At 66.2% G+C, this 19339-nt stretch carries 18 protein-coding genes; all 18 read right to left on the reverse strand.

Going from position 1 to position 19339, the window contains the following annotated elements; translation table 11 throughout:
• Positions 1-438: 438 nt before the first annotated feature.
• A complete protein-coding gene (gene murA / locus IU448_RS09025; protein ID WP_195055149.1) occupies positions 439-1698 on the reverse strand; it encodes a UDP-N-acetylglucosamine 1-carboxyvinyltransferase in 1260 nt (419 codons plus the stop codon).
• A gap of 155 nt (positions 1699-1853) precedes the next feature.
• Positions 1854-2510 (reverse strand): cob(I)yrinic acid a,c-diamide adenosyltransferase, encoded by a 657-nt coding sequence (locus tag IU448_RS09030; RefSeq protein WP_195055150.1) that lies wholly within the window; start codon positions 2508-2510, stop codon positions 1854-1856.
• Positions 2511-2603: 93 nt separating this feature from the next.
• Complete coding sequence (locus IU448_RS09035) at positions 2604-3026, reverse strand: DUF2550 domain-containing protein (RefSeq protein WP_195056184.1); 423 nt, start codon at positions 3024-3026, stop codon at positions 2604-2606.
• 264 nt (positions 3027-3290) lie between these two features.
• Positions 3291-3668: a F0F1 ATP synthase subunit epsilon gene (locus IU448_RS09040; protein ID WP_195055151.1), complete on the reverse strand. Its 378-nt coding sequence runs from the start codon at positions 3666-3668 to the stop codon at positions 3291-3293.
• A gap of 6 nt (positions 3669-3674) precedes the next feature.
• A complete protein-coding gene (atpD, locus tag IU448_RS09045; protein ID WP_195055152.1) occupies positions 3675-5123 on the reverse strand; it encodes a F0F1 ATP synthase subunit beta in 1449 nt (482 codons plus the stop codon).
• 22 nt (positions 5124-5145) lie between these two features.
• On the reverse strand, positions 5146-6117 hold the full coding sequence (locus tag IU448_RS09050) for a F0F1 ATP synthase subunit gamma (protein WP_195055153.1): 972 nt from the start codon (positions 6115-6117) through the stop codon (positions 5146-5148).
• 61 nt (positions 6118-6178) lie between these two features.
• On the reverse strand, positions 6179-7816 hold the full coding sequence (atpA, locus tag IU448_RS09055) for a F0F1 ATP synthase subunit alpha (RefSeq protein ID WP_195055154.1): 1638 nt from the start codon (positions 7814-7816) through the stop codon (positions 6179-6181).
• 84 nt (positions 7817-7900) lie between these two features.
• Positions 7901-8710 (reverse strand): F0F1 ATP synthase subunit delta, encoded by an 810-nt coding sequence (locus IU448_RS09060; protein WP_195055155.1) that lies wholly within the window; start codon positions 8708-8710, stop codon positions 7901-7903.
• Between the two features lie 19 nt (positions 8711-8729).
• Positions 8730-9290 (reverse strand): F0F1 ATP synthase subunit B, encoded by a 561-nt coding sequence (locus tag IU448_RS09065; protein WP_195055156.1) that lies wholly within the window; start codon positions 9288-9290, stop codon positions 8730-8732.
• A 5-nt stretch (positions 9291-9295) separates the two neighbouring features.
• Positions 9296-9544 (reverse strand): ATP synthase F0 subunit C, encoded by a 249-nt coding sequence (locus tag IU448_RS09070; protein ID WP_033247481.1) that lies wholly within the window; start codon positions 9542-9544, stop codon positions 9296-9298.
• 77 nt (positions 9545-9621) lie between these two features.
• Positions 9622-10347: a F0F1 ATP synthase subunit A gene (gene atpB, locus IU448_RS09075; RefSeq protein WP_280458110.1), complete on the reverse strand. Its 726-nt coding sequence runs from the start codon at positions 10345-10347 to the stop codon at positions 9622-9624.
• A gap of 397 nt (positions 10348-10744) precedes the next feature.
• Complete coding sequence (locus IU448_RS09080) at positions 10745-11221, reverse strand: hypothetical protein (RefSeq protein WP_416382977.1); 477 nt, start codon at positions 11219-11221, stop codon at positions 10745-10747.
• A gap of 1 nt (position 11222) precedes the next feature.
• Positions 11223-12389: an MraY family glycosyltransferase gene (locus IU448_RS09085; RefSeq protein ID WP_195055158.1), complete on the reverse strand. Its 1167-nt coding sequence runs from the start codon at positions 12387-12389 to the stop codon at positions 11223-11225.
• A 52-nt stretch (positions 12390-12441) separates the two neighbouring features.
• Positions 12442-13107 carry an L-threonylcarbamoyladenylate synthase gene (locus tag IU448_RS09090; protein ID WP_195055159.1) on the reverse strand — a complete coding sequence of 222 codons (666 nt, stop codon included), beginning with the start codon at positions 13105-13107 and terminating at the stop codon, positions 12442-12444.
• Between the two features lie 724 nt (positions 13108-13831).
• A complete protein-coding gene (gene prmC / locus IU448_RS09095) occupies positions 13832-14716 on the reverse strand; it encodes a peptide chain release factor N(5)-glutamine methyltransferase (protein WP_195055160.1) in 885 nt (294 codons plus the stop codon).
• Between the two features lie 349 nt (positions 14717-15065).
• Entirely contained in the window at positions 15066-16145 is a 1080-nt protein-coding gene (gene prfA / locus IU448_RS09100) for a peptide chain release factor 1 (RefSeq protein ID WP_195055161.1), read from the reverse strand.
• A 299-nt stretch (positions 16146-16444) separates the two neighbouring features.
• A complete protein-coding gene (gene rpmE, locus IU448_RS09105) occupies positions 16445-16678 on the reverse strand; it encodes a 50S ribosomal protein L31 (protein ID WP_195055162.1) in 234 nt (77 codons plus the stop codon).
• Positions 16679-16938: 260 nt separating this feature from the next.
• Positions 16939-19041, reverse strand: coding sequence for a transcription termination factor Rho (gene rho, locus IU448_RS09110; RefSeq protein WP_195055163.1), 2103 nt, complete (start codon positions 19039-19041; stop codon positions 16939-16941).
• Positions 19042-19339 lie beyond the last annotated feature (298 nt).

Consider the following 19339-nt stretch of genomic DNA (forward strand, 5'->3'; position numbering starts at 1 on the left):
GCCGGAATTTAGCTGACTTAAATGTTCGGCCCTCCACACGGGGGTATGAAGAACCGAAACCAAATTAAATATTTGGCACTGACATTCATCAACACACTATTGAGTTCTCAAAGAACACACGCACACACCATCTCGTGGCTTTTAAGCCATTCGATCGGTGAGGCAACTTCTCAAGCTTAGCTCATCCGCTTTCCCGATTGCAAATCGGGGGTTCCGGCGGAGCCAGTGTGATCGCCAGGCGCTCCTCGTCCTACCTCGTTTCCCTGGTCCCTCCGGCTCGGCGTTTCCGCCTCGCTCCGGGCCCCTGGTCGGTGTCCGTGTCGCTCTGACGTTGAATAAGTTACGCGGCAACCAAAACGATGTCAAATCGCCTGGTCACAGTAGGTAAATCGCGACATTCGCGTAATACCCGTGCGCACCCTTTCGGCCGAGAAACCCTCATCCTGCCGAACCCACGCGCTTCACATCCGCACCGAGCGCTTGCAGCTTTTCCACGAAGGCCGGATATCCGCGGTCGATGTGGAATACGTCGTGGACTTCGGTGACCCCGTCGGCGACCAGCCCGGCCAGAACCAAACCCGCGCCGGCCCGGATATCGGACGACCACACCGGTGCACTGGACAAGCGCGGAATGCCACGGACCACCGCGTGATGGCCATCGGTGCGGGCATCGGCACCCAGCCGGACCATCTCCTCGACGAACCGGAACCGCGCTTCGAACACGTTCTCCGTGATCATCGACGTTCCGTCGGCGATCGCGGCCAGGCCGATGGCCATCGGTTGCAGATCGGTGGGGAAGCCGGGGAAGGGCAGGGTGGAGAAGTTCACCGCGCGCGGGCGATCGGCCTGGATCACCCGGAAGCCGTCCTGTTCGAACGAGATACGCGCGCCGGCCGAACGCAGTTTGTCCAGGACCAGGGCGAGATGCTGCGGATTGACCCCGGTGACCCGGACATCACCCCTGGTCATCGCCGCGGCGATACCCCAGGTCGCAGCAACGATCCGGTCGCCGATCACGCGGTGCGTCGTCGGCGAGAGCCGCTTCACGCCCTGAATCGTCAACACCGAGGTGCCGGCTCCCCGGATATGCGCACCCATCTGGGTGAGCATCGTGCACAGGTCCACGATGTCGGGTTCGCGCGCGGCATTGTCGATCACCGTCTCCCCCTGCGCGAGCACCGCGGCCATGAGGATGTTCTCGGTCGCGCCGACCGACGGGAAGTCGAGCCGGATACGCGCGCCCTGCAGTTCGTCGGCACGGGCCACAACGCATCCGTGTTCGATCTCGCTCGTCGCCCCCAGCAACCGCAGGCCCGCCTGGTGCATATCGAGGGGCCGCGACCCGATCGCGTCACCACCGGGCAGCGCGACCACCGCGCGTTTACACCGCGCCATGAGCGGACCGAGCACGCAGACCGACGCACGGAACTGGGTCACCGCCGGGAAATCGGCGTGGTACTTGGGCTCGGCGGGAGTGTCGATGGTGACGACATCGCCCGCGATCGTGACATCACAGCCCAAACCGCGCAGGACCTCCGCCATCAAGGGCACGTCCAGTATGTCCGGGCAGTTCGTGATGGTGGTGGTGCCTTCGGTCAGCAGAGCCGCGGCCATCAGCTTCAGGACGCTGTTCTTGGCGCCTCCGACCGAGACCTCACCGACCAGCCGGTTGCCGCCAGTTACCAAAAACCGTTCCATGCCGCCTCTCCGAGTATTCGGCGCACCAGTGGGTGCAAGGATAGAGCGCTGACGTGCGCACGAGTGTGCCGGTCGCACGATTGTTCCGGCGCCGGGCGCCGGGTTCGCCCCGGCGGCCGTCCGGTACCGCTAGCACTGCCGGAACCGGATCTGCTTCAGTGTCCCGACGGATTACCGGAGCGCCCCGGCGAGGTACCGGAATCCGCTTCCGGCTCGTTACGCCCGGCAGTCTCGGGGCCCGCACGCCCGCCGCCGGGCTGCCAGAGCACATCGCCCTCCGGATTGGTGTACCGACTGAGGATGAACAACAGATCGGACAGCCGGTTGAGGTACTTCGCCGGCAGCACATTCGTATGGTCCGGATGGGCCTGCACCGCGGCCCACGCCGAACGCTCGGCCCGGCGAACCACCGTGCGGGCCGTGTGCAGCAAGGCCGCCAGCGGTGTACCGCCGGGCAGGATGAACGAATGCAGAGGTGCCAGTTCGGCATTGAACTCGTCACACCAGGCTTCCAGGCGTTCGATATACGCCTCGGTGATGCGCAACGGCGGATATTCCGGATTCGGCACCAGCGGTGTCGACAGATCAGCACCGGCGTCGAACAGGTCGTTCTGGATACGACGCAGTACCTCGACCAACTCCACGGCGGGAGCACCCAGCGCGATCGCCACACCGAGTGCGGCGTTGGCCTCATCGCAATCGGCGTAGGCGACCAGACGGGGATCGGTCTTGGCGACTCGCGAGAAGTCGCTCAGGCCGGTGGTCCCGTCGTCGCCGGTTCGGGTGTAGATCCGCGTCAGGTGCACGCTCACAGGACCCACCATAAACGCTCACCGCGTCCCGGACCGGGTTACCGATACTGCGTATATGTGCCGCGCGACACGGACGTCACCGCATACAGGTGGTCAGTGGCCGCGAAGCCGGCGGGCACGTTCGGAAGGACGTGATTCGACCCACGAAAGAAACGCCGTCAACGCGGGCCGGTCCAGTGCCAGTTCGTAGTCGCCGTTGCGGTCGGATACACCGATGACCGAGATCGCGTCGGTCATGATGTCGTACTCGTCACCCCGGGGGCCGCGGCGATCGCCGATCTCGATACCGCGGCGGCGGATCACCGAATCCGCGCCGAGCTTGAGACTGGTGAGTTTGAAGAAGACGAGATGATCCTCGTCGTACCGGATGACGCCATGCCGCCAGCGTTCCCCACCCCGGGCGGGCAGCACCCGCAGGATGGCCGCAGTGCCGCCACGACGCAGCATGACCAGGCGATAGGTGGAGACGAGGGCCAATGCGACCAGCACTGCAACCAGAATGATCGCAATCACCATCCCGGTCTGCAATGCCGCACATCCCTTCGCTCATCCGAGGCGATCGCCGGCTGGGCTCGGCCGATGCGCCCGCCGCCATTCAACCATGACCCAGTTTACAAACCGCATGCGGATGTCTCGGAAAATGCGATCTCATCCATCCAGGTGGGACAGGGTGACGGCACCCACTTCCCATCTGTGCCCGGACGAGAATCGGCTCCGGCCGGCGACGGATGCCCGTCACCGGCCGGAGCCGAAATATTCTGTTGGTCTCCGGATCGGAGATCAGGAAGCCGCGGCCTGTTCGACAGCGCGAACCCGGGCCTGTGCGGCCAGCTGGTCCGCCGGCGCGGCCGCACCGTCGGACAGCACCTTACGGGCCGCCTCGATATCGACCTCCGTGGAGAACTCGGCGGTCTCGGCCAGCACACGCACGGTATCCGCGGTGACCGAGAAGAAACCACCGTGTACCGCGGCCACGACCCGGTTGCCCTCGTTATCGACGATGGTCACCGTGCCGCCCTCGACCAACTGCCCCAGCAAGGGCTCATGACCGGGCATGATGCCGATCTGGCCCTCCGTGGTCTGGGCGCTGACGAAGTTCGCCCGACCCGACCAGAGCCGCCGCTCGACCGCGACGAGATCAACTGACATATCCGCCATGAAGGACTACTTTCCGGCGATCTTCTTCGCGGCCGCCTCGACATCGTCGAGACCACCGCAGCTGTTGAACGCCTGCTCCGGGAAGTGGTCGAATTCGCCCTTGCAGACTCGGTCGAAGTCGTCGATGGTCTGCTCCAGCGGCACGACCGAACCGGGCTGACTGGTGAACTTCTCGGCCACGATGAAGTTCTGGCCGAGGAACTTCTCGAGACGACGCGCCCGGCCGACGAGAACCTTGTCCTCTTCGGAGAGCTCGTCCATACCGAGGATGGCGATGATGTCCTGCAGTTCCTTGTACTTCTGCAGGATCCGCTTCACCTCGTTGGCCACCGCGAAGTGCCGGTCGCCGACGATCGAGGCCTCGAGGATACGAGAGGTCGAGGTCAGCGGGTCGACGGCCGGGTAGATACCCTTCTGCGAAATCGGGCGGGAGAGCTCGGTGGTCGCGTCCAGGTGGGCGAAGGTGGTCGCCGGCGCCGGGTCGGTGTAGTCGTCGGCGGGAACGTAGATCGCCTGCAGCGAGGTGATCGAACGGCCACGGGTCGAGGTGATTCGCTCCTGCAGTTCACCCATCTCATCGGCCAGGGTGGGCTGGTAACCGACAGCCGACGGCATCCGACCCAGCAGGGTCGAAACCTCGGAACCGGCCTGGGTGAACCGGAAGATGTTGTCGATGAACAGCAGCACGTCCTGGTGCTTCACATCGCGGAAGTACTCCGCCATGGTCAGCGCCGACAGGGCGACGCGCATACGGGTGCCCGGCGGCTCGTCCATCTGGCCGAAGACGAGGGCGGTGTCCTGGAGGACGCCCATCTCTTCCATTTCCAGGTGCAGGTCGGTGCCCTCACGGGTGCGCTCGCCGACGCCGGCGAACACCGAGGTACCGGAGAACTCCCGGGCGATACGGGTGATCATCTCCTGGATCAGAACGGTCTTGCCGACACCGGCACCACCGAACAGACCGATCTTGCCGCCCTTCACGTACGGGGTCAGCAGATCGAGCACCTTGACGCCGGTCTCGAGGATTTCGGTCTTGCCCTCGAGCTGGTCGAAGTTCGGCGGCTTGCGGTGGATACCCCACTGCTCGCCGTCGCGGCCGAGGCCGGGGCTGTCGAGGCAGTCGCCGAGGGCGTTGAACACGTGCCCCTTGACGACATCGCCGACCGGCACCGAGATCGGCTTGCCGGAGTCACGGACCTCGGCACCGCGAACCAGGCCGTCGGTGGGCTGCATCGAGATGGTGCGCACGATGTTGTCACCGAGGTGCTGGGCGACCTCGAGGGTCAGCGTCTTGGCCACCGACTTCAGGGTGATATCGGCGGCGAGAGCGTTGAACAGTTCAGGGATGGAACCCCGCGGGAACTCGACGTCCACGACGGGGCCGATGACGCGGACCACGCGGCCGCTGGCGGCGCTGGTCCGGCTCGAGTCTTCTCGAGTAACAGCTGCGGTCATTTCTGGTTTCTCTTCCTGCGTCTCAGTCGCGTTCCGAGCTCGCCGCCAGGGCATTCACGCCGCCGACGATTTCGCTGATTTCCTGCGTGATGTTGGCCTGCCGCAACGAGTTGGCCTGCCGGGACAGGGAACTCGCCAATTCGTTGGCGTTGTCGGTGGCCGCCTTCATTGCGGTGCGCCGAGCCGCATGCTCGGATGCCGCTGCGTCGAGCAACGACGCGTAGATCCGCGTATTGATGTACTTGGGCAGCAGGGCCGCCAGCAGTACATCGGCGTCGGGCTCGAATTCGTACTGTGCGCTCACCTCGGCCGTGGGCGAATCGGTGAGCATATCCTCGCCCAGGTCGAAGTTCTCGTCGACGAAGGAGATCTGGATCGGCGCCATCCGGCGCACCTCCGGCGTCTGCGACAGCATGCTCACGAACCGGGTGTAGACGATATGGAGCTCGTCCACGCCCGCGATCGGACCGGTGCCGTCCGGTGCCGGAACCTCGCCCGCCGACCCGGCCATGAAGCTTTCGACCAGGTGATTACAGGCCGCCGAAGCATCTGGATAGTTCGGCTGCTGGGAGAAACCGGTCCACGAAGCGACCGGCCGGCGATCACGGAAGGTGTAATACGTCAGGCCCTTGTTACCCATGACGTAGAGCACCGGCTCCTTGCCCTCATCGCGCAGGGTGGTCATCAGCTCCTCGGCGCGTTTGAGCACATTGGAGTTGTAACCACCGCACTGGCCGCTGTCGCTGGTGATCACCAGCACCGCGGCCCGTTTGGGATCGGGGCGCTCGGTGAGCAGCGGATGCGACAGATTCTTCGACGCACTCGCCAGCTCCGCGACCACCTTGGTGATCTCCTCGGAGTACGGCTTCGCGGCCGCCACCCGGGCCTGGGCCTTGGTGATACGCGAGGTCGCGATCAGTTCCTGGGCCTTGGTGATCTTCTTGATCGAGTTGATTCCACGAATACGGGAGCGCAGCTCGCGCAAGGTAGCCATCGGCGGTTCACACTCCCTTCGTTCGCGGCGTTACAGGAAAACAGCGCATGGTTCGCCCGGTCTACTTCTCGACGTGCTTGCGGGTGACCGACAGCGACTCGACCTCTTCGTGGGCCAGTTCGCCGGCTTCGGCTTCGTTCACCACGCGGCTGCCGTCGGAGGCCAGGAAGCCCTGCTTGAACTTGTCGGTGGCCGCCTTGATCTGCTCGGCCGCCTCGTCCTGCAGCACCTTGCCACCGGCGATGCTCGCGAAGGCATCGGCCGCATTGGCGTGCAGGTCCTCGAGCAGTTCGACGTTGAACCGGCGGATATCGGCCACCGGAACCGAATCGTAGTAGCCGGCGTCGACCAGGTAGATCGAGACGATCTGGTCCTCGACCGCGACCGGCGAGTACTGGTCCTGCTTGAGCAGTTCGACCCAGCGTGCGCCGCGCTCGAGCTGGGCCAGCGACGCGGCGTCCAGGTCGGAGGCGAAGGCGGAGAATGCCTCGAGCTCGCGGTACTGGGCCATTTCCAGACGCAGCGAACCGGCGACCTTCTTCATCCCCTTGGTCTGCGCGGCGCCACCGACACGGGAGACCGAGGTGCCGACGTTGATCGCCGGGCGGACGCCCTTGTTGAACAGGTCGGACTCCAGGAAGACCTGGCCGTCGGTGATGGAGATGACGTTGGTCGGGATGAAGGCCGAGATGTCGTTGGCCTTGGTCTCGATGATCGGCAGGCCGGTCATCGAACCGCCGCCCATCTCGTCGGAGAGCTTGGCGCAACGCTCCAGCAGACGGGAGTGCAGGTAGAAGACGTCACCCGGGTACGCCTCGCGGCCCGGCGGGCGGCGCAGCAGCAGCGAAATGGCGCGGTAGGCCTCGGCCTGCTTGGTCAGATCGTCGAACACGATCAGCACGTGCTTGCCCTCGTACATCCAGTGCTGGCCGATGGCCGAGCCGGTGTAGGGGGCCAGCCATTTGAAGCCGGCGGAATCGGAGGCCGGGGCCGCCACGATGGTGGTGTACTCCAGCGCGCCGTGCTCCTCGAGCGCGGATTTGACGCCGGCGATGGTGGAGCCCTTCTGGCCGATCGCCACGTAGATGCAGCGCACCTGCTTGGCCGGATCGCCCGACTCCCAGTTGGCCTTCTGGTTCAGGATCGTATCGATGCAGACCGCGGTCTTACCGGTCTTGCGGTCGCCGATGACCAGCTGACGCTGACCCCGGCCGATCGCGGTGAGCGCGTCGATGGCGGTGATACCGGTGGCCATCGGCTCCTCGACCGGCTGCCGCTCCAGCACGGTGGCGGCCTGCAGTTCCAGCACACGCCGGTCGGTGGACTCGATCTCGCCCAGACCGTCGATCGGCTGGCCGAGCGGGTTCACGACACGGCCGAGGAAGTTGTCGCCGACCGGGACCGAGAGCACGTCGCCGGTGCGGCGCACCTGCTGGCCCTCTTCGATCTCGGCGAACTCGCCGAGGATGACGGCACCGATTTCGCGGTCCTCGAGGTTCAGCGCCACACCGAGCACGCCACCCGGGAATTCGAGCAGCTCGTTGGCCATGGCCGAAGGCAGGCCGCTGATATGCGCGATGCCGTCACTGGTATCGGTGACGACACCGACTTCCTCGATGGAGGTTTCCGGGGTGTAGCTCTGGGTGTAGCTTTCGATCGCGCTACGGATCTCGTCGGAGGAGATCGTCAGCTCCGCCATGTTCTTCCTGCTCTCGGTCTCTGGTCTGGAATGTCGGGGGGTGTGGTGCGGCCGATGCGCCGGGGGATGACCCGGTGCGTACCGCTAGGTCAGCGAGCGGCGCAGCCGTTCCAGTCGGCCGATCGCACTACCGTCGATCACATCGTCACCGATGCGTACGACGAGCCCGCTCAACAGCCCGGGATCGACTTCGATATGCACGGTGACGGCCTTGCCGTAGATGCGGCCCAGCGCGCCGGCCAGCCGCTCCCGCTGGGAATCGGTGAGCTCGATCGCCGACCGCACATGGGCCACGATCTGCTGTCGCCGGGACGCGGCCAGATCGGACAGTGCGTCGAAGGCCGGACCGATACCGGAACTCTGCCGGGCCACCACCTGTTCGGCCAGGGCCTGGGTGACGGACTCGGTCTTGCCCGACAGCAGCCGCCCCAGCAGTTCGCGTTTGGCCGCCGGGGAGGCGGCACGATCGGACAGCGCCCGCTCGAGCTCCGGGTTGTCGTTGATGATCCGGCCGAGCCGGAACAGCTCGTCCTCGACCGCGGTCATCCGGCCCTTTTCGGACGCTGCTTCCAGCAGCGCCAGCTGCCCGAGCAGGACCAGGGTGTCGACCAGGTCGCGGGCACGGGACCAGTTCTGGGCCACCGCGGTGGTCAGCACCGCCTGCGTGGCAGCGCTGACCTTGCTCCCGAACACCCGTTCGCTCAGTTCGGCGCGGGCCGAACCGGGCACCGACACGTCCGCGAGCGCCACACGCAGCGGACGCTGGTCGTCCAGTACGTCGACAACGGCGAACAGTTCGGACCCCGTCGTTGCCGCGACACCGTTGCTTCCGGTCAGCGCGGCCCGAAGAGCCTCCTTGGACCGGGAGCTGGCCTCACGGCTTGCTGCGTACATGGTTCTCACGCCTCCGTCGTTACCTTCCGACCCCGATACCGGCATCCGACCGATCGATCTCATCGAGGAACCGGTCGATCGTCGCGGCCTGCTTGGCCTCGTCCGATACCGACTGCCCGATGACCTTCTCGGCCAGGTCCACCGCGGTGCGGCCGACCTCGGCGCGCAGCTCGGTCAGGATCTGCTGGCGCTGGGCTTCCAGCTGGGTGTGCCCGGCCGCGACGATACGGTCGCTCTCGGCCTGGGCGTCGGCCTTCATCTGGGCGAGGATCTGCTGTCCCTGGGTGCGGGCGTCTTCGCGGATCTTCGCGGCTTCCAGGCGGGCGTCGGCCAGCTGCTTCTGGTACTGCTGCAGCGTCTCCTGGGCTTCGGCCTGCGCCGATTCGGCCCGTTCGATGCCACCGGAGATCTTGTCGGCGCGCTCGTCCAGCACCTTCATCAGGCGCGGAACGGCGTACTTGTAGACCACGAAGGCGATAATCGCCACGCAGACCGCCGACCAGACGATGTCGTACGTCGCGGGGATGAGAGGATTCACATCCTCTCCCTCTTCCGCTGCGAGCAGAATGAACTCGTTCATCGGAATCAGAAGATGAAGCCGGCGACGAGACCGATCAGTGCCAGGGCTTCGGTGAACGCGATGCCGAGGAACATGTTGGTCCGGATGGTGCCCTGGAGCTCGGGCTGGCGGGCGATGCCCTCGATCGCCTTACCGACGACGATACCGACGCCGATGCCCGGGCCGATGGCGGCCAGGCCGTAACCGACAGCGCCGAGGCCCTTCAGCGTGGATTCGTTGGTGGCAGCTTCCTGGGCCAAGTACGAGAGGCTCATGAGTCTTCCATTCCCTTTCTGTTGCTCACCCGCCGGTCGGCGCGGTGCAGCAGGTTCTTATCGATTGTTCCGGTCGGTCAGTGATCGTCGGCGTGCTGGGCGAGGCTGATGTACACGGCCGTCAGCAACGCGAACACATAGGCCTGCAGGAAAATGACCAGCAGTTCGAAGAGGGTGAAGGCGAGTCCGCCCAGCAGCGAGAAGGGCGAGAAGATCTTCATCCAGTTGTCCGCGTCGAAGAGGAAGAACTGGGTCGCGCTGAAGAACAGCACCAGCATGATGTGACCGGCGAGCATATTCGCCATGAGTCGGACGGTCAGCGTGAACGGGCGCAGGATGAAGGTCGAGACGAACTCGATGGGAATGAGCAGGACGTGCATGGCCGGCGGAACATTCGGAACGACGACGCTGCTGCGCATATAGGTGAAGAAGCCGTACTTCTTGATGCCCACATAGTTGAACGCGATATACGCGATCGCGGCCAGTACCAGCGGCATGCCGATACGCGCGTTCGACGAGATGTTCAGACCGGGAATCACACCCGAGAAGTTCAGGAACAGAACCGTGAAGAAGATCGTCGCGATGAGCGGGAAGAACTTGCGGCCGGTTTCTTTGCCGAGGATCTCCTCGCAGATCTGTTCCTTGACGAAGACCATCCCCATTTCGCCGATGCTCTGCAGTTTCTTCGGCACCAGACGCGGGCTGCGGAAAGCCAGGAACAGGAATGCCGCCAGCACGGCGGTCATCAGAATCCGGACCAGCATCAGCCGATCGAGTTCGAAGGGAGTTCCCTCGAACAGCACCGCCGGAGGGAAGAAGTCGGTTAGCGACGGCGCGTGAAACTCCGCGGCCAAGGTGGTGACGCTCAGCGTTCTCTCCCGTGTTCGGGCCGCGGGATGTTTTCGTTCCCGCGGTTCGATCGGACATTGACGATCAATGTGGGTCGACTGAGGTCGGCTCGAAGTTCGTCAGCAGCTGTGGCGGGAGAACCGCGCTGGCGTCTGTACGTGTGTCGGCGACATCGTCGACATGCAGAACCGTGCTCTGTACAAGCCCGGTACGGCAGTAGCATAGCGGCAGCTCGCGGCACCTTGTCGGCACCCCTTACTGAGTCGCTTGCTTACCAAGACTTTACCAAGAGATCTACGACAACGTGTAGCGGGGGCGATGTTATCTACGACAGGTTGTCGTTGAGGCCGGTCAGCGTGTTTCGGAATCGCCCGCCGAGCCCTGATCAGGGAGGTTGACAATGGGCACTTTGGTGCGCAATACACCGTAAGTCTCCGCGCCCAGCACGATGATCAGCGCCCCCACCACGGTCAGGAACAATGCGAGCCGATCGTAGAACTCGAATTGCCGCAATACCGCGATAACGATCAGCGCGACCAGCAGTTTCCCGACCCAGCTTGCCAGCATTACCAGCCCGGCCGTCGTAGGCGGCAATTTGGCACCCAGCAACACCACCGCGGCCGTGGTCAGGATGAAACCGCCGCCGATCGCGGCCCCCAGCAGGGCACCCCACAGTCCGGCCACGCCGGCGGCCAGGCTCGCCAGCACGACCGCGAGCACCGTCAGCACCACCAGACCGATCAGTCCGTACCGCAGGGCGGCCCGCAACGGCGCGTCTTGGTGATCGGAGGTACCGGAACCGGTAGAGCTGATGGACACAGTCCGCACTCTACCCGGACCCCGTAGCCGACCCCGCCGCCTCCCGCCGCGCCTGCCGGCGCCACAAACCGGGAACAGCGGTCACGACCAGCGCGAACAGGAAACCCGCGGCCATCAGCACCACGACCACGCGCCGATCCATCACCGAAGTGCCCACGGCGCCGAAAGCGAGGATGCCGACCCAGAGGTAGATCACCAGCACCACCCGGCGCTGCGAATGGCCGATCTGCAACAGCCGGTGATGCAGATGCATCTTGTCCGGTGTGGAGAAACTGACCCCCGCCCGCACCCGGCGCACGATCGCCAGCAGCAGATCCAGCACCGGGATGAACATCACCGCACCCACCAGCAGCAGCGGCGAGAGCAGGCCGACGATATCGCGCGGCCCGTACCCCTGCAACGGGATCCGGCCGGACGCACTGGTGGATACGGCGGCCAGCACCAGCCCGATCAGCATGGAACCGGAATCACCCATGAAGATCCGGGCCGGGGAGAAATTATGCGGCAGGAAACCCAGACAGGCGCCCGCCATTGCGGCTGCCAGCAATGCGGGCGGATAACTGTCCACGGATCCGCCCTGCTCGGTGAGCAGACCGATCGCGAACGCGAAAACCGCCACCGAGGCGATCAGGCCCAGCCCCGCGGCCAATCCGTCCAGGCCGTCCACGAAATTCATGGCGTTGATCAACGTTACCGCCACCCCGACCGTCACCAATCCACCCTGCAGGCTGTCCAGCACAACGGTGGAATTGTTGAACGGGTCGTAGATCAGGTACCAGCCCAGGCCCATCACCGCCATCACCCCCGCGGCGGTGACCTGACCGGCGAATTTGGTGAGCGCGTCGAGACCCCACCGGTCGTCGACGATCCCGACCCCCACGATGATCGTCGCCGCCACCAGCACCGCGGCGATATCGGGCCGGTAGTCGAAACCGCGGCGCAGCGCCGGCAACTGATGGGCGAACAACACGGCCGCCACCACCCCGATGTACATGCCGACCCCGCCCATCCGCGGAATCGGTTTCACATGCACATCCCGATCACGCGGAATGGCCACCGCACCGAACCCGATGGCCAGTGTCCGGATCCCGCCGGTCGCCAGGAAGGTGACCACCGCCGAGATCAACAGAACCAGCAGGAGTTCGCGCAGCGGGACAACCGCACCCGACCCGGTCATCGCACCGACCACCCCGTCACCGCGGGTACTGCCTTCGCGCAGCCCGGAACACTCACTGCGCGACGGATCCGATCAACGCCTGGGGTGTGGTTCCGAGCACCTCGGCGACGGCCTCGGTGGACACGGCGCCCGCACGCAGAATACGCGGCTGATCGCCGGTCAGATCCACGATGGTCGAAGCGGTGGCGTGCTGCGCCGGACCGCCGTCGAGATAGACACCCACCAGGGAACCGAGCTGCGCACGCGCCTCGTCCACGTTCCCGGCCGCGGGCCGACCGGAGATATTGGCGCTCGATACGGCCAGCGGACCCACCTCCTGGAGCAACTCCAGCGCCACCGGATGCAACGGCATGCGCAGCATCACCGTGCCGCGCGCGTCACCGAGATCCCATGCCAGCGACGGCGCCTGCTGCACCACGATGCTCAAACCACCCGGCCAGAACGCCCGGATGAGATCGCGCGCCTGCGGCCGCACCGAAAAGACCAGGCCATCGATGGTGTTCCACGACCCCACCAGCACCGGCACCGGCATATCCCGGCCCCGCCCCTTCGCCGCCAGCAGCGATGCCACGGCCGCCGAATCGAATGCGTCGGCCGCGATACCGTAAACCGTATCGGTAGGCACCACGACCAACCGGCCCGATCTCAGAGCACTGGTGGCCGCGGCCAGGCCGGCGGCACGCGAATCGGGGTCGGCGCAGTCGTAGACGGTACTCACGGCAACAATCGTATTGCGCCCCCTCCGGCTGTGCCGGTTTCGGCCCCCTCGACCCTCGACGCCGGGAGTCCGCGGCCTCGCTCACGCACAGGCAGTGTCCGGCCGGGCGAGATTGCGCCGCGCGGTATCCACTGCCGGACGACGGGTCGCAGCGTCGGTGCCGAGGCCCGAATTCCACCGGGCACTCGTCGACGCCGGGACCGCGTCGACCCGGATGTATCCGGCGACGCCGCCGCGTCCGGCCGGACACCCGAGCTCGGCAAACGCCGACCGAAAGCTTGGGGGCACCGGTTCCGGCGAATCCTGCGATGCGCAGACAAACCGACCCGATCAGCGGCGGCACTCGTAGTGGAACGCGTCCACGGAACGAGGAGACTTCGGAGCCGTTCGAGAACCCGCTGCGGGGCCGGTTGCGATCACAGACGGGGAGGCGCGGCGGAGGCCGGACATACGACCGGTACCCGCCGGGTATCGGCCTGTTCCGGCTGCGCTGTGCGTCACAGACCGCCCTTACGTCTCTCGGCCGCCCCTGCCACCGGCCGGCGCGCGACAGCAGGGAGCCGGACCGGACAGCACCGGGACCGCCATGCGGCCGGCCCGTGAGAAAACGCAGCGCAGCAGGCGGCCACCACGGGCCGGCGACGTCGGCTGTGGAGTCACCGCCCGCGTGCGCTGCGGCACCGCCTCTACCCCAGGCGACCCTTCGCGCCCGATCACCGCCGGCTCAGGCAGGCGGCGCCGACGACACAGCCGCCACGAAGCGCGGCTTCCCGGCCAGATCGGGGTGTTCGGCGATATCACCGAATCGGCCGTCGGCGGCCAGCAGACGGGCCAGTTCACCGCCGTTGCTGTCGTCGTGTTCGATCGCCACGCCGCCGCCCGGACGCAGGAGCCGGCCGATGAGCGGCACCATCGGGCGGACCACATCCAGGCCGTCGGGGCCCGCGAACAGCGCACGGTGTGGGTCGTGCTCGGCCACCTCAGGCGACAACTGCGCGTCTTCCGGGATATAGGGCGGGTTGGCGACGACGATATCCACCCGGCCGTTCAATTCGGTCAGCAGATCGGGATCGGTGACATCGGCATGATGCAGGGTGATCGGGGTATCACCGGCCGCGCTGCGCACGTCGGCGTTGCGGCGGGCCCAGCGCAAGGCGTCCGGGTCCAGCTCCACCGCATGGACCTCGGCGTCCGGGCGAGCGTGTGCGATAGCCAGCGCCAGGGCGCCCGAACCTGTGCACAGGTCCACCGCGATCGGGGTGTGGTCGTGCCGGACCGCCTCCAGCCGGGCCAGCGCCCAGGCGAACAGCAACTCGGTTTCCGGGCGGGGAACGAAGACCCCGGGACCGACCTCGAGATCTATCTCACCCATGGACGACCGTCCCGTCAGATGCTGTAGCGGTACGCGCTCGGCCCGGCGGGCGACCAGCTCACGGTAAGTGGCGAGTTGCTCGGGATCGATCAGCGGTGCGAGCAGCAGCCGGCCTCTCTCCACCCCCAGCACATGCGCGGCGAGTTGTTCGGCGTCGGCGCGCGGGCTCGCCACGCCGGCTGTCCGGAGGATCTCGATTGCCTCGACGAGCACGGGGCGCAACTGCACACGGGTCACTGTGTCATTTTGCGCCGCCTGCGTCGGCGCGGGTTTCGGCCCCCTCGGCGCGGTCCGGGCGGCATCCTCTTGTTCGGCAGGGTTTCGGACGAACCCACGAGCGCGTTCGGTCGAGGTCGGCCCGGCGGGCCGGTGTGCGGGCGCTGTGTCGCGACCAGCCGACGCGCCGGTGGCGGCTGCCGAGCGGACCGACGCCATCGGTCGCGGGCCGGACGAGGCCGCCTATGTCACGGGTGCCGACTCGGCCGGCCCATGTTCGCAGAGCCACATCCGGCCATCGGATTTCCGGCCGTAGCCGCCGAATAGCGACCCCGGGCTCGCAGGTGCCGTACCGCGGGGCTCGAATGGGTTATTCGGCCGCCATCCGGGCGTTGCGATCGGCGGTGCCGAGGGCGTCCAGGAGGGCGTCCATATCGCCGTTGAGCACGGCGTCGAGGTTATGTGCCTTGTAGCCGATGCGGTGGTCGGCGATGCGGTTCTCCGGGAAGTTGTAGGTGCGGATCCGCTCCGAACGGTCGACGGTGCGGATCTGGCTGGCCCGGCCCTCCGCAGCTTCCTGCTCGGCCTGTTCCTCCGCGAGGGCCTGCAAGCGGGCGGCCAGCACCTGCATGGCGCGGGCCTTGTTCTGGAGCTGGGAGCGTTCGTTCTGGCAAGTGACGACGATACCGGTGGGCAGGTGGGTGATCCGGACCGCCGAATCGGTGGTGTTCACACCCTGGCCGCCTTTACCGGACGAGCGGTAGACGTCGACACGCAGATCGTTCTCGTCGATCTGCACCTCTTCCACCTCGTCGGGTTCGGGGTAGATGAGCACGCCGGCCGCCGACGTATGCACCCGGCCCTGCGATTCGGTCACCGGCACCCGCTGGACCCGGTGCACCCCGCCCTCGAACTTGAACCGCGACCACACCCCGTCGCGCGCGGCATCGCGGCTCTTGATCGACAGAGTGGCTTCTTTGTAGCCGCCCAGATCGGAGAACGCCGCGTCGAGCACCTCGACCTTCCAGCCGTGGCGTTCGGCGTAGCGGATGTACATGCGGGCGAGGTCGGCGGCGAACAGCGCCGATTCCTCACCGCCCTCACCGGATTTCACCTCCAGCACCACATCGTCACCGTCGTGCGGGTCACGCGGCGCGAGCAGATCGGCCAGCTGGGTCTCCAGCTCTTCGAGCTGTTGCTCCAACGCGGGCACCTCCGCCGCGAACGCCGGATCGTCGGCGGCCAGTTCGCGCGCCGCCTCCAGATCGTCACGGGTGGCGGCAAGTTTTTTGTACGTCGTCATCACCGGCGCGAGTTCGGCGAACCGCTTGCCCACCCGCCGGGCCGCCCCCGGATCGTTGTGCAGCGCGGGATCCGCCAGCTGGGCCTCCAGCCCGGCGTACTCGGCCAGCACATCGTCGATCGCCGACGGTGCGGTCTTCTCGGCCATACAGGTCTCCTACCACGCAACTGATTCCGACGGGAAAGCAAAAACTTCGAGATTCCGGCCCCCGTACCGACCCCGACAGCAGCGCCGAACTCACCAACCCGACGCGCAAACCGTGGTGCCGAGTCCAGCGAGGCCCGCGGAGGTTCGGTCCGCGAGGGCCAGAACCCGCGCCGTCGCAGGCGGCGCAAAACAACACAGCAACCTTCACGAACGGGCCGACCTCTCACCTTCCCGGCCGGCCCGTCAAAAACGCCAGCGCCCGGCCTGCACAAGGGCAGGACCGGGCGCTGGCGGGGAAGCTACTTGGCGTCGGCGTCGGCTTTCTTGGCGCGCTTGCCGTAGCGGGCCTCGAAGCGAGCCACACGACCACCGGTGTCCAGGATCTTCTGCTTGCCGGTGTAGAACGGGTGGCACTGCGAGCAGACCTCGACGGTGATATGCCCGGATTCCTTGGTGGAGCGGGTCTGGAAAGTGTTACCGCAGCCACAGACGACAGTGGTGTCGACGTAGGCCGGGTGGATTCCTGCCTTCATGGATGTCCTCTCGATATTGGTCGCCGGGTCGCTCGCGTATGTCGTCGAACGTGAACCGGAACCGACTCAGGCGGGATTGTCTGCGCGGCTCGCAGACGCACGGCGCTCGATTATGCCAGAGCCACCGATGCCTGCTGAAACGCACCTCCCTGGGTTTTTGTTCCACCGGACCGGCGCTGATGCACACCCCGGAAAACGACCCGTGGGCCGACCTCGTCGAAGGCCGGCCCACTCGGTGCCGAGTTCAGCGAGCGCACCGCTTACTCGTCCAGGGCTCCCGGTGCGGTCTTGGAGACCTGCATCAGGAATTCCAGGTTGTTCTTGCTCTTCTTCAACCGGTCGATCAGCAGATCGATCGCCTGGTGCGAATCCAGGCCGGACAGGACGCGGCGCAACTTGTGCAGGACCGCGGCTTCGTCCGGGCTGAGCAGCAGTTCGTCCTTACGGGTACCGGACGGATTGACGTCCACCGCCGGGAACACGCGCCGCTCGGCGATCTTGCGGTCGAGTTTGAGCTCGGCGTTGCCGGTGCCCTTGAACTCCTCGAAGATCACCGTGTCACCGGTCGAACCGGTTTCCACCATGGCGGTGGCGATGATCGTCAGCGAGCCGCCGTTCTCGATATTGCGCGCCGCGCCGAGGAACCGCTTGGGCGGATACAGCGCGGTGGAATCGACACCACCGGACAGGATGCGTCCGGATGCCGGCGAGGAGTTGTTGTAGGCACGGCCCAGACGGGTGATCGAGTCGAGCAGGACCACCACGTCCTTACCCATTTCGACCAGGCGCTTGGCCCGCTCGATCGCCAGTTCGGCGACCGAGGTGTGGTCGGACGGCGGCCGGTCGAAGGTGGAGGCGATGACCTCACCCTTCACCGAACGCTGCATATCGGTGACCTCTTCGGGACGTTCGTCGACCAGCACAACCATGAGATAGCACTCGGGGTTGTTGATCGCGATCGCGTTGGCGATGTCCTGCATGATCGTGGTCTTACCGGCCTTCGGCGGCGACACGATCAGAGCACGCTGCCCCTTACCGATCGGCATGATCAGGTCGATGACCCGGGTGGTCAGCTTGTTCGGCTGGGTTTCCAGGCGCAGTCGCTGATTGGGGTACAGCGGGGTGAGCTTGTTGAAATCGGGCCGCCGTTTCGCCGAATCCACCTCGGCGCCGTTGACCGTGTCCAGGCGCACCAGTGGATCGAACTTCTGTCGCTGATTGGCCTGTTCACCCTCGCGCGGGGCACGCACCGCCCCGGTGATCGCGTCACCGCGGCGCAGGCCGTTCTTGCGGACCAGGTTCATCGAGACGTAGACGTCGTTCGGCCCGGCCAGGTAACCGGAGGTACGCACGAACGCGTAGTTGTCCAGGACATCGAGGATGCCCGCGACCGGCTGCAGAACGTCGTCTTCCCGGATCTCGGGCTCACGGGCCTCGCCGCCGCCCTCACGGTCGCGGCCGCGGCGGCGCTCACGGAACCGGCGACCCCGGCGACCGCGGCCGCCTTCTTCGTCGTCGCCGCCCCGGTTGTCGCCACCCCGATTACCACCGGAACCACGCTGATCGCCCTGGTTCTGCTGGCCACCCTGGTTCCGGTCGCGTCGACGTTCGCCCTGGTCGGAGTCCTTGCCGTCCTGTTTGGGCTCGGACTTGCCGCCGTCGGACCTGCCGCCGTCGGACTTGGCGTCGTCGGGACGCGTCTCGCCGGAATCACCGGCGTTCTTGCCCTGCTGATCGCGGCCGCGACGCTGCCGGCCGCGACCACGCTGGCCGGAATCCCGGCCGGTGTCCTCGGCGTCGCCGGATTTGTTCTCCGGTTTGGCATCGGCGGATTTGCTGTCGGCCGAGGTATCGCCCTTGGCGTCGGCGCGGGCCTTCGAATCGTCGGCCTTCGCGGCCGACGCGGTGCCGTTGGCGTTCGCCGCACCGTTGGTGGCGGCCGGCTTCTCAGCGCTCTTGGTATCGCCGGACGCACTATCCGTGCCGGTCGCGACCGGCGCGGGCGCGGGGGCTTCGACCGGAGCGGCGGCGGGCGCAGCCGCAGCCGTGGCCGGCGCGGACTCCGCGGACTTACGTTCCTTGGCAGCCTTCGCGCGAGTGTTGCGCTCCGCGGCGGCAGGTCTGCCGGCCTGGTTTTCCTTGATAGCGGCGATGAGATCACCCTTGCGCATACCGGAGGTGCCTCGAATTCCGAGTTCCCCCGCCAGTGCGCGCAACTGCGGCAACAACATTCCAGTCAGCCCCGATCCGATGTCGGTGTTTTCGCTCATCTTCGAAATCTGTCCGGAGTCACTTTCGCGGTTGCCCGAGGGTACGGAGTCGGATTCCACCCCGGGTGTCGCGAGCAGGTCCGTATCTGTCACGGAGATCCTTTCCTTCCCTCGATGGCCGTGTGCTGTGTCGAGGGTTTCGTTCCGTAGCCCGATCTCGCTGCCGGACTCGGATTTGTAGCCGTATCGCCTGCCCCTCCGGGACCGGGTGCTTCGCCACCGAGGAAAATGGTGGAAGAGATCATTCCAGGTCAGAGGCTGCGCGGCACCCCCATGGCATGGAGGCTCGAGCCTGGAGCCTGCTGGAGCGATTGCCCTGATGAAGCACCGGCGTCTGATGCGCGCGATGTACGGACCTGCCCAGGATAGCGGGCAACTACGAACCTCGGCA

Origin of the sequence: Nocardia flavorosea (assembly GCF_015477805.1) — a bacterium.
GTDB classification, from domain to species: Bacteria; Actinomycetota; Actinomycetes; order Mycobacteriales; family Mycobacteriaceae; genus Nocardia; species Nocardia flavorosea_A.